The organism is Kribbella italica (assembly GCF_014205135.1).
In the GTDB taxonomy this organism is placed as follows: Bacteria; Actinomycetota; Actinomycetes; order Propionibacteriales; family Kribbellaceae; genus Kribbella; species Kribbella italica.
On the sequence record NZ_JACHMY010000001.1, the window covers coordinates 2200408 to 2211512 of the forward strand.

Consider the following 11105-nt stretch of genomic DNA (forward strand, 5'->3'; position numbering starts at 1 on the left):
CTATGAGTCAAGCCTCAGAGCACCGCGCACCCCGGTTGCGGCCGGACGAACGGCGGGCGCAGATCCTCGACGCCGCGCGCCGGGTGCTCGAGGCCGATCCGCACGGCGACCTGAGCGTCGAACGCGTCGCCGCCGAGGCCCACGTCTCCCCCGCCCTGCTCTTCCACTACTTCGGCTCGAAGAAGAAGTTCCAGTACGCCGTGATCGAGGAGGCCGCCTCCGAGCTGATGCTCCGGACCGCTCCCGACCTCTCCCTCCCGCCCGACCAGCGGCTGCGCTCCGGCATCCGCGCCTTCGTCCGCGCCGTTCTCGAAGCCCCTCAGCTCTACCGCGCGACGCTGCTGATGTCGGCCGCGGGCGATCCCGCCGTACGGGCTCTGCACTCCGAGCTGCGGCAGGTCTTCAGCCGCTGGGTCATCGACGCCCTCGCGCAGCAGGGCGTCGAGACCACGCCCAAGGTCGAGTTGGCGTGCTTGGGCTGGCAGGGATACATCGAGCAGCTCCTGCTCACCTGGATCGACAACCCGACCGTCGCCGAGGACGAGGTCGAGGAGCTCTGCGAGCGATCGCTCTCCGCCCTTCTCACCACCCTCTGACGGTGAGGCGGTACGGCGTACCGCTCGAACGCCGCTAGGGTTACGGGCGTGCTCAAGGTTGCCACGGTGAATGTGAACGGGGTTCGGGCGGCGTACCGGCGGGGCATGGCTCCGTGGCTGGAGCAGACCGATCCGGATCTCCTGCTGCTGCAGGAGGTTCGCGCGACCGACGAGGTCCTGCGCGACCACCTCGGCGGCGACTGGCACCTCGCGCACGCCGAGCCCGCGATCGAGGGCAGCAAGGGCCGCGCCGGTGTCGCGATCGCGAGCCGGCGGCCGATCAAGCTGGAGCGGACCGATCTCGGGCCGGAGCGGTTCGACGGGTCCGGCCGGTGGGTCGAGGCGGACGTCGTGCTCGACGACGGGTCGACGCTGACGGCGGTCAGCACCTACGTGTTCACCGGCGAGTTCGAGACGCCGCCGCGACAGGAGGAGAAGTACGCCTTCCTCGATGCGATCACCGCACGACTGACCGAGCTGCGCGCCGACGGGCGGCACGTGCTGATGTGCGGTGACCTGAACATCGCGCACCGGGAGGAGGACCTGAAGGCCTGGAAGGCGAACCGCAAGAAGAGCGGTTTCCTGCCCGAGGAACGCGCCTGGATGGATCGTTTGTTCGAGGCCGGCTGGGTCGACCTCGGCCGCCGGTTCGGCGGCGACGGCCCCGGTCCGTACTCGTGGTGGTCGTGGCGCGGCAAGGCGTTCGACAACGACGCCGGCTGGCGGATCGACTACCAGATCGCCTCTCCCGGCCTGGCCGCCGCGGCCACCGGCTGCGCGATCCACCGCGCGCCGACGTACGCCGAGCGCTGGAGCGACCACGCGCCGGTGGTGGCGACCTACAGCCTCTGACACGGGCGCGGGTAGTCTCCCCACATGCCTGAGTTGACTCCCCCTGTCGCCGCCAAGAAGCCGGTCGAACGTACCCACCACGGCGACGTGTTCGTCGACGACTACGAGTGGTTGCGCGACAAGACCAACGACGAGGTTCTCGACCACCTGCGCGCCGAGAACAGCTACACAGAGGCCCGCACCGCGCACCTGGAATCGTTGCGTGAGGCAATCTTCGGCGAGATCTCCGCGCGCACCCTCCAGACCGACCTGAGCGTGCCCTCACGGCTGGGCGGCTACTGGTACTACACCCGCACGGTCGAGGGCCAGCAGTACGCGATCAGCTGCCGGGTGCCCGCCGACGGCGACCAGCCGCCGGCCACCGACGGCGAGATCCCCGGCGAGGAGGTCATGCTCGACGGCAACGTGCTGGCCGGCGACTCGGAGTTCTTCTCGCTCGGCACCGTCGACGTCTCCCCCGACGGCAACCTGCTGGCGTACTCGGTCGACCTCAAGGGCGACGAGCGGTTCACGCTGCGGATCAAGGACCTGCGCACCGGCGAGCTGCTGCCCGACGAGCTGCCCGAGGTGCACTACGGGTCGGCCTGGTCGGCCGACGGCTCGACCATCTTCTACACGAAGGTCGACGACGCGTGGCGGCCGTTCCAGGTCTGGCGGCACGCGCTCGGCGCCTCCGGCGACGACGTCCTGGTCAAGGAGGAGGCCGACGAGCGGTACTGGATCGGCGTCGACCTGACCCGTAACGAGCAGGCCATCCAGATCGCCCTCGGCAGCAAGCTGACCAGCGAGGTCTGGCTGCTCGACGCGCAGGACCCGACCGGCGAGCCGGTCGTCGTCCGGCCGCGCGTCGAGGGCGTCGAGTACGACGTGGAGCACGCCGGCGACCAGCTGCTGATCACGCACAACGCCGACGCCGAGAACTTCTCGCTGGCCACCGCTCCGCTGGACAAGCCGGGCGACTGGACCACGCTGATCGAGGGCGACGAGTCGAGCCGGCTGCTCGGCGTCGACGCGTTCGCCCAGCATGTCGTGCTGTACCGGCGCCGGGACGCGCTGACCGAGCTGGCCATCATGCGCCGCGACGGCGACGGCTTCGCCGCCGCGCAGGGCCTCACCTTCGACGAGCCGATCTACACGGTCGGCCCGGGCCGCAACGACGAGTGGGAAGACACCCGGTACCGGTTCGGCTACACGTCGCTGGTCACGCCCGGTTCGACGTACGACGTGGACGTGGCGACCGGCGAGCGGCGGTTGCTCAAGCAGCAGCCCGTGCTCGGCGGCGTCGACCTGAGCGCCTACACGCAGTACCGGGAGTGGGCGACGGCCTCCGACGGGACGCAGGTGCCGGTCTCGATCGTCGCCCGCAAGGACGTCGCCAAGGACGGCAACGCGCCGGTCGTGCTCTACGGCTACGGCTCGTACGAGTCCTCGATGGACCCCTGGTTCTCGATCCCGCGGCTGTCGCTGCTGGACCGCGGCGTGGTGTTCGCGATCGCGCACGTGCGCGGCGGCGGCGAGCTCGGGCGGCACTGGTACGACAACGGCAAGACGCTGACCAAGCGGAACACGTTCACCGACTTCGTCGCGGTCGCCGAGCACCTGGCCAAGGACGGCTGGAGCCGGCCGGAGCGGATCGTCGCGCAGGGCGGCAGCGCCGGCGGGCTGCTGATGGGCGCGGTCGCGAACCTGGCGCCGCAGGCGTTCGGCGGGATCGTCGCGGAGGTGCCGTTCGTGGACGCGCTGACGACGATTCTCGACCCGTCGCTGCCGCTGACCGTGATCGAGTGGGAGGAGTGGGGCAATCCGCTCGAGGACCCCGAGGTCTACCGGTACATGAAGTCCTACTCGCCGTACGAGAACGTGACGGCTCAGCAGTACCCGCGAATTCTCGCGATCACGAGCCTGAACGACACCCGGGTGTTCTTCGTCGAGCCGGCCAAATGGGTCGCCAAGTTGCGGGAGACCGCCGCCGGTGACGTCGACGTCCTGCTGAAGACCGAGATGGAGGCCGGCCACGGCGGCCGCAGCGGCCGGTACGACGCGTGGCGCGAAGTCGCCTTCACGCTCGCCTGGGAGCTCGACACCCTGGGTTTGGCCTAACCCTTTAAGACGCTCGCGCCCGGCCCCCGGTTGTCCTGTTTTCACGGGAATCCGGCGGGTACCGGGCGCGTTGCTACGGGTGGCAACGAAGGACGATGTGTGGTGTGACACATTCAGTAATGATTTTCAGCAGTTCCCCGCTGACCAGCGGTTCCTGAAGGCGTGACTGCCGGGAACTCTCAGGGAACGTTCAGGCTGTTTACACACTCGTCGTGGAATCTTGAACCTCACTCGAGCGTTGCTCTCCATGTAACGACGAAGGGAGTTTCGGTGGCTCGCATGGCTCGTGTCCGGTCAATGGACGAAGGTATCGACGGCAAGGACAGCGTCGGTCTCTACCTGGAAGAGATCGCGCGCACTCCTCTGCTGACGGCAGAAGAGGAAGTCGAGCTCGCTGAGACGGTCGAGGCAGGACTCCTGGCGGAGCAACTGCTGGCCGAGGGGCGGGTTGGACGCAAGAAGGGCGGCGCGCCGAAGTACGCGACGCAGGAGGAGCTGGAGTGGCTGGCCGCGGAAGGCCAGAAGGCCCAGCAGCGGTTCGTCACCGCCAACCTGCGGCTCGTGGTGTCGATCGCCCGCCGGTACGGACGATCCCAGATGCCGCTGCTGGACCTGGTCCAGGAGGGCAACACGGGACTGATCCGCGCGGTGGAGAAGTTCGACTACCGCAAGGGCTTCAAGTTCTCGACGTACGCGACGTGGTGGGTTCGCCAGGCGATCACCCGCGGGATCGCGCAGCAGGCCCGCGTGGTCCGGCTGCCGGTGCACGTGGTCGAGCAGCTGAACCAGATCGGCTCGGCCCGGCGCACGTTGGAGCGCAAGCTCGGCCGTGAGCCGGAGATCGACGAGATCGCCGCCGAGCTGGACCTGGACCCGGAACGCGTGACGGAGCTGATCCGGATCGGCCGGGACCACATCAGCCTGGACAACCCGATCGACGACGAGGGCGAGACCTCGCTGGGCGACCTGATCGCGGCCGAGACCGCGCCGGGCCCCGACCAGCTGGTCGCGGACGCCTCCGACCGGTCCGGACTGTTCAGCCTGGTCGACCAGCTCGACCCGCGGTCGGCGGACGTGATCCGTCGCCGCTACGGGCTGCACGACGGCCGGCAGGCCAAGCTGGCCGACATCGGCGCGGTGCACGGCATCTCGGCGGAGCGGGTCCGGCAGATCGAGCGCGAGGCACTGGGGCGCCTCCGCCTGATGGCCGACCCGACGCTGGCCGCCTAGGTCTGAGCCGCCCAGGCAGCCGTAGCCAACCAAACCCCATTCAGGACCCCCGGGCCTTTCGAGGCCCGGGGGTTCTGTCTATGTCCAGGAGTCCAGCACGCCGGGGAGCTCGGACAGGCGCTGGATGGTGGCGTCCGGTGCGCCTTCCGTGTGGCCGACCTGGTTGGTCGGGATGTTGCTGTGCGGGATGTGCACCGCGCGCATGCCGACGTTCTGGGCGCCCCAGACGTCGTCGAACAGCCGGTCGCCGACGAACACGCAGCTCTTCGGGTCACTGGCGCCCGCTGCCCGCATCGCGGCCAGGAACGTCTCCGGGTGCGGCTTCGTCCACGGCACCTCGCTGGTGTAGACCGCGCCGTCGATCAGCTCGAGCACGGCGTCGCGCGCAAAGATGTCCTCGTGCCGCTGCCGGGACCAGATCGTGTTCGACAGGACGCCGATCCGGTAGCCGCGGTGGCGGAGCTCCTTCAGCATGCCGATCGCGTCCGGGTCGAGCTCGGTGTGCGGGTGCCACTGACGCTCGTACTCGGCCAGCGCCGCCGGGGTCATCACCACGTCGGCGGCCAGGCAGACCGCCTCGAGCGTCGTACTGACGTGCTCGTCGCGGGACCGTAGCCAGGCGGCGTCCTCCGCGGCGACCAGCTTCGCCGCGAGCTCGTCGGCGCGGGTCTCGTCGATCAGTACGGCGACCGAGCGCCACACGGCGTACAGGTCGATGTCGTGCCAGGTGGCCAGGGTGCCGCCCCAGTCGAACAGGACGGTGTCGATGTTGTTCGTCACGGCCGACAGGCTGCCAGATCGCACCGACAATCGCCGCTGGTTTTCATCCGGCCTCTACTGACTGACGGTCGCGACCTTCCGGCGTTCGGCCAGCCAGACCACGCCCACCGCGTAGACGGCCAGGGCGGGGATGTCACTGACCAGCAGCGTCCACGGAGCACCGCCCTGGTCGGCCCAGCTGTCGAGCTGACCAGTTGCCGCGGGCAACATGAACGCGAACAGGTTGTTCAGCACGTGCAGGCCGATCGCGGCCTCGATCCCGCCGGTGCGGACGGTCAGCCAGCCGACCGTCATCGCGAACAGGAAGATGTCGGCCATCGCCCAGCCGGTGTAGCCGTGCGCGGAGACGAACAGCGCGCTGCTGATGACGAGTGCCGGCCACGGCGTACGGAGTGCTCGCCAGATCACGCGGGTGACGGCGTTGCGCGCGTCGCTGCCCGGTGCGTAGGCGCCGATCGCCTGGATCAGCCAGCCGCGGAACACGAACTCCTCGGCCGCGGACTGGAACGGGACGAGGCACAGGATCAGCAGGGCCGGACCGATGAACGCGGCGAAGCCGACCCAGGTGCCCTCGTCAGCGGGCGCCGGGTCGGCGTTCGGGAAGAGCGACTCGGTCACCAGACCGAGGCCGACGGACACCGCGAGGTAGCCCAGGGCCGGCAGGCAGGCGAGGAGCAGCCACTTCCAGCGGATCTTGTTGAGGACCGACGCGACGCTCCAGGGTGGGCGGCGCTGGATCGCCCAGGCGGTGAAGACGACGGCCGGGGTGAGGATCGCCAGCATCACGAGCGTGCTGGCGAGGTTCTCCAGGTCGTTCGGGAAGAAGTTGTTGCCTTCCGACTCGGGGAAGTCGCCGGTGATCGCGCTGTGCGCGATCATCCAGACCAGGAGGACGGCGATCGTCGCGAAGAAGGCGAACGCGGCGAGGGTCAGGGTGCCGACGAGTGGGCGCCACCACTTGTGGTGGGCGTTGCGCGCGAGCTGGTGGAACGGCGTGCCGGGCGGGGCCGGGAGCTGGCGCTGCTCGGGCGGGCGCAGGTTGTAGGGCATCGAGCCGTAGGGCTGCTGGCCGTACGGGGGTTGGCCGTACGGCGGTTGCTGCGGCGGGTAAGGCGGGGGTTGCTGTTGGTAGGGCTGTTGCGGACCCGTCCACGGAGGCGGTTGCTGAGGAGACCAGAAGCCCGGACCGTCGCCCGGCAGCGGCTGCCCACTCGGCACCGGCGGCGTACCGTAGCCGGGCTGCCGCGGCTGATCCTGGACAGGCTCGTGCGGCGGTTGGTTCTGCGGTGGTCCTCCCTGCGACGCCATGCCGTGACTCTATGAGATCGGCTCAAGTCGAGGCCCTGTGGACGAAGCTCGACACGCTTCGGCCTTCTTTTGGCATGCTTCCGCCATGTCAGTTGAGCAGGCACGACGAGTGCGGATCGGCTATGCCCTGGGCTCGGTCGCGACCGGGTCCTTCGGCACGGTTCCGGGTCTGCTGCTGCTCCCCTACCTGACCGACACCCTCGGCATCGCCGCCGGAGCGGCCGGCGCGATCGTGCTGCTGCCGAAGGCGCTCGACGTCCTGCTCAACCCGGTCGCCGGCCGGATCAGCGACCACCACCAGTCGCCGCTCGGTCCGCGGCGCCCGTTCCTGCTGCGCGGCGGCCTCGGGCTGGCGATCTGCTTCGCGCTGCTCTTCGCGGCACCCGACCTCGGCTCGAAGACACTGAACGCGACCTGGGTGCTGCTCGGGTTCCTCGCCTGCGCGACGTCGTACGCGTTCTTCCAGGTCCCGTACGTCGCGATGCCCGCCGAGATCACCGACGACTACGCCGAACGCACCCGCCTGATGTCGTGGCGGGTCGCGTTCCTGACACTCGCCATCCTGATCAGCGGCGGCGCCTCTCCCGCGATCCGCGACGCCATCGGCGGCCGCGACGGGTACCGGGTGATGGGCCTGACCGTCGCCGTCCTGCTCGCCCTCGGCACCATCGGCGCGTACGTCGGCACGCGGCGCGCCCCGATCGGCCGGCCGCAGGAGACCACCGGCACACTGCGCGACCAGCTCCGGCTCGTCGCCCGCGTCGCCGACTTCCGCTGGCTGCTGATCACGCTGATGCTGCAGGCGCTGGCGATCGGATCGATGCTGGCCGGGATCGATTACCTCGCGCGGTACGTGCTGCGCGACCCCGGCGCGGCGACGATCGGCTTCGTCTGCGTGGTCGGTCCGGCGTTGCTGGTCAGTCCGTTGTGGCTGGCCTTCGGTCAACGCTTCGGCAAGCGCGCCGGGTTCCTGGCCGCGTCCGGCGTACTCGGGCTGGGCGCTTTGGCGTTGTCGAGCGCGCAGCACGTGCCGACGTGGTGCGTGTACGTCGCGACCGGCATCGTCGGGATCGGGTTCACGGGTGCGCAGGTGTTCCCGCTGGCGATGCTGCCCGACGTGGCCGCGGTCGATTCCGCGCGCAGCGGCGTACGGCGGGCCGGTGTGTTCACCGGGGTCTGGACGGCCGGCGAAACTCTTGGGCTGGCGCTCGGGCCTGGGCTCTATGCGCTGGTGCTCGCGCTGGGTGGGTACGTGTCGTCGACCGACCGGTCCGCAGTCCAGCCAGATTCCGCGGTGACCGCGATCGTCGTGGGTTTGTCGCTGGTGCCCGCCGTACTGATCGCTCTGAGCTTCTTCTCGTTGACCCGCTACCGGCTGACCGCCGACGAAGTCCTGGAGGCCCGATGACCAACGTCCTCGCCCGGCTGCGCGCGTTGCAGGAAGGCGACCTGCCGACGCACGGCGGGAGCACGCTCGCCTACGTCTACGACTCCGGCCTGGCCGAGGCCGACGAGATCGGCCGCGCCGCGCTCGCACAGTACGGCGCGACGAACGGGCTCGATCCCACGGTCTTCCCGAGCCTGCGCACGCTGGAGAACGACCTGGTCGGCTGGGCGGCACGCCTGCTGAACGGCGAGACCGCCGTCGGCACGGTCACCTCCGGCGGCACCGAGTCAGTCCTGCTCGCGGTCCAGGCAGCTCGCGATGCCGCCAACTCGCCGACCCCCAACATGGTGATCCCTTCGACCGCCCATGCTGCTTTCCACAAAGCTGCCCACTACTTCAAGGTCCCTGCCGTCGTGGTCGACGTCGATCCAGTCACCTTCACCCCTGACCCCGCCGACATCGCCGCGGCCATCGACGACAACACCGTCCTCGTCGTCGCCAGCGCCCCGTCGTACGCGCACGGCGTCGTCGACCCCGTCCGGGAGATCGCCGCCATCGCCGCCGACCGCGGCGTCCGCTGCCACGTCGACGCCTGCATCGGCGGCTGGATCCTTCCGTACGTGCGTCTCGACGGCATCGAGGTGCCGGACTTCGACTTCGCCGTCCCCGGCGTCACCAGCATCTCGGTCGACCTCCACAAGTACGCCTACACGCCCAAGGGCGCGTCCATCCTCCTCCACCGCGATGCTTCCCTGCGCAAGGCGCAGTTCTTCGCCAGCGCCGCCTGGCCCGGCTACACGATGCTCAACTCGACGATGCAGTCCACCAAGTCCGGCGCTCCCCTCGCCGCCGCCTGGGCCGTCATTCACCACATCGGCGACCAGGGCTACCAACGCCTCGCCCGCACCGCCCACGACGCGACCCTGGACCTGGCCAAGCGCATCGATGCCATCGACGGCCTCACTCTCGTCGCCACCCCAGCCACCACCCTCGTAGCCGTCCGCACCGACGCTCGCTCCGACGTCTTCACCCTCGCCGACGAAATGACCACCCAAGGCTGGTTCGTCCAACCCCAGCTCAGCTTCCGCGACCAGCCCCCGTCCCTCCACCTCACCGTCAGCGCCGCCACAGCCCTCCGCCTGGACGAACTGGTAGACGCCTTGACCGCAGCAACCCGATCCGCCCAACAACTCGGCCCCGCCCACGTCTCCCCGGACCTGGCCGCAGCAGCCACCACCCTGGACCCCACAACCCTCGACGACGCCGCCTTCGACGGCCTCCTCACCATCGCCGGCCTAGCCGACACGGCCGCCACCGGCACCCTCCCCACCCGCATGGCCCCCATCAACGCCCTCCTAGACGTAGCACCCCCACCCCTCCGAGAAGCCCTCCTCACCGCCTTCCTCGACCACCTCATGCGCCCGGCGTGACCCACTGACCCAAGCCACCCCACACCAACTCCCCGCATCCGACCCGCACAACAGCATCCCGGCCAACCGACACCGGCCCGACCGCGCACAGCAGGGCCCGCCGCTCACCGCTCGCCTCGCTCCTCTTACTCTTCCGGCCGCAGCGACCTCAACCCCCGACAACCTCCCCGGCCGCATCCCCACCAACCAGCCCCACCACCAACCGCCGGCCACCTCCGCACTCCCAGTAGCCAACTCCACCCGCCCTTCCTCGGCCGCAGCGACCTCAACCCCCGACAACCCACCCGGCCGCATCCCCACCAACCAGCACCCAAGGGGCCTGCCGACCCGAGGTAACCCCGCCCTCCCGGCCGACCGGCTCGCGAGGACCCAATGTGTCTCCTCGACAGACCTTTCCTGCATGCTGACTCCAGTACGTCGTACGACCTGAAGGAGCCCAAAATGGTGACCGAACCGACCGCCTCGACGAGCGCGCTGCCGCAGTCGGTGCTGATGCCGTTGACCGGTTCGGCGATCTTTCTCGTCGTCCGCATCGAGCCCAACGGCGAGGAGACAGCGCGCGACCTGCTGGAGCGGGTCGCCGGCCTGACCCGTTCGGTCGGCTTCCGCGTACCGTCCGGCAACCTGTCCTGCGTCACCAGCATCGGCTCCGACGCCTGGGACCGCCTCTTCAGCGGACCGAAGCCCCGCGCCTTGCACCCGTTCATCGAGCTCGACGGCGGCAAGCACAAAGCCGTGTCCACACCGGGCGACCTCCTCTTCCACATCCGCGCCGCACACCTCGACCAGTGCTTCGAGCTGGCACAGCAGATCATGAAGGTGCTCGACGGCGCCGCCACGGTCGTCGACGAGGTCCACGGCTTCAAGTACTTCGAGATGCGCGACCTACTCGGCTTCGTCGACGGCACCGAGAACCCCAGCGGCCGCGACGCCGAGGACGCCGTTGTCATCGGCTCCGAGGACCCGGACTTCGCTGGCAGCAGCTATGTGATCGTCCAGAAGTACCTCCACGACATGAAGGCCTGGAACGCCCTCACCGTCGAGCAGCAGGAGCTGGCCATCGGCCGCACCAAGCTCGAGGACATCGAACTCGACGACGACGCCAAACCGTCCAACGCCCACATCGCCCTCAACGTCATCGAGGACGAGGACGGCAACGAACTGAAGATCCTCCGCGACAACATGCCCTTCGGCTCGATCGGCGAGCAGGAGTTCGGCACGTACTTCATCGGCTACGCCAAGGACCCCGCCGTCACCGAACTCATGCTCCGCCGCATGTTCCTCGGCGAGCCCGACGGCAACTACGACCGTATCCTCGACTTCTCCACCGCCGTCACCGGCACCCTCTTCTTCACCCCCTCCGCCGATTTCCTCGACGATCTCCCCAAACTCCCCTGACCCCTCGGAACTCCCAAAATCTGT

The 11105-nt window shown here is 69.3% G+C and carries 9 protein-coding genes; 7 read left to right on the forward strand and 2 right to left on the reverse strand.

Translation table 11 applies throughout. The features are described 5' to 3' along the window. The first annotated feature begins 2 nt into the window (after positions 1–2). The 4 genes from HDA39_RS10330 (at position 3) to HDA39_RS10345 (ending at position 4778) form a co-directional block, all read left to right on the forward strand. Positions 3–596: a TetR/AcrR family transcriptional regulator gene (locus tag HDA39_RS10330; RefSeq protein ID WP_184795006.1), complete on the forward strand. Its 594-nt coding sequence runs from the start codon at positions 3–5 to the stop codon at positions 594–596. Positions 597–644: 48 nt separating this feature from the next. Then, entirely contained in the window at positions 645–1448 is an 804-nt protein-coding gene (xth, locus tag HDA39_RS10335; protein WP_184795007.1) for an exodeoxyribonuclease III, read from the forward strand. Between the two features lie 24 nt (positions 1449–1472). Further along, on the forward strand, positions 1473–3548 hold the full coding sequence (locus HDA39_RS10340; protein ID WP_184795008.1) for a S9 family peptidase: 2076 nt from the start codon (positions 1473–1475) through the stop codon (positions 3546–3548). Between the two features lie 270 nt (positions 3549–3818). After that, positions 3819–4778 carry a sigma-70 family RNA polymerase sigma factor gene (locus HDA39_RS10345; RefSeq protein WP_184795009.1) on the forward strand — a complete coding sequence of 320 codons (960 nt, stop codon included), beginning with the start codon at positions 3819–3821 and terminating at the stop codon, positions 4776–4778. Positions 4779–4856: 78 nt separating this feature from the next. Here the strand turns inward: HDA39_RS10345 and HDA39_RS10350 are convergent, their stop codons facing one another. Further along, positions 4857–5558 (reverse strand): HAD family hydrolase, encoded by a 702-nt coding sequence (locus tag HDA39_RS10350; protein ID WP_337925698.1) that lies wholly within the window; start codon positions 5556–5558, stop codon positions 4857–4859. Between the two features lie 54 nt (positions 5559–5612). After that, positions 5613–6866: a CPBP family intramembrane glutamic endopeptidase gene (locus tag HDA39_RS10355; protein WP_184795010.1), complete on the reverse strand. Its 1254-nt coding sequence runs from the start codon at positions 6864–6866 to the stop codon at positions 5613–5615. 85 nt (positions 6867–6951) lie between these two features. Between HDA39_RS10355 and HDA39_RS10360 the strand changes: the two genes are divergently transcribed. The 3 genes from HDA39_RS10360 (at position 6952) to HDA39_RS10370 (ending at position 11081) form a co-directional block, all read left to right on the forward strand. Beyond that, the gene (locus HDA39_RS10360) at positions 6952–8274 is read left to right on the forward strand and encodes an MFS transporter (protein WP_184795011.1); all 1323 of its coding nucleotides are present in this window, start codon (positions 6952–6954) and stop codon (positions 8272–8274) included. Further along, positions 8271–9683, forward strand: coding sequence for a pyridoxal phosphate-dependent decarboxylase family protein (locus HDA39_RS10365; RefSeq protein ID WP_184795012.1), 1413 nt, complete (start codon positions 8271–8273; stop codon positions 9681–9683). The genes HDA39_RS10360 and HDA39_RS10365 overlap by 4 nt, the downstream gene beginning before the upstream one ends. A gap of 441 nt (positions 9684–10124) precedes the next feature. Continuing rightward, positions 10125–11081, forward strand: coding sequence for a Dyp-type peroxidase (locus HDA39_RS10370; protein ID WP_184795013.1), 957 nt, complete (start codon positions 10125–10127; stop codon positions 11079–11081). Positions 11082–11105: the final 24 nt, after the last annotated feature.

What these genes read in the sequence shown, in the direction of transcription:
- HDA39_RS10365 (WP_184795012.1), top strand. Translation starts at nt 8,271, where the DNA reads ATGACCAACGTCCTCGCCCGGCTGCGCGCGTTGCAGGAAGGCGACCTG.
- HDA39_RS10330 (WP_184795006.1), top strand. Translation starts at nt 3, where the DNA reads ATGAGTCAAGCCTCAGAGCACCGCGCACCCCGGTTGCGGCCGGACGAA.
- HDA39_RS10355 (WP_184795010.1), bottom strand. Translation starts at nt 6,866, where the DNA reads ATGGCGTCGCAGGGAGGACCACCGCAGAACCAACCGCCGCACGAGCCT.
- HDA39_RS10370 (WP_184795013.1), top strand. Translation starts at nt 10,125, where the DNA reads ATGGTGACCGAACCGACCGCCTCGACGAGCGCGCTGCCGCAGTCGGTG.
- HDA39_RS10360 (WP_184795011.1), top strand. Translation starts at nt 6,952, where the DNA reads ATGTCAGTTGAGCAGGCACGACGAGTGCGGATCGGCTATGCCCTGGGC.
- HDA39_RS10340 (WP_184795008.1), top strand. Translation starts at nt 1,473, where the DNA reads ATGCCTGAGTTGACTCCCCCTGTCGCCGCCAAGAAGCCGGTCGAACGT.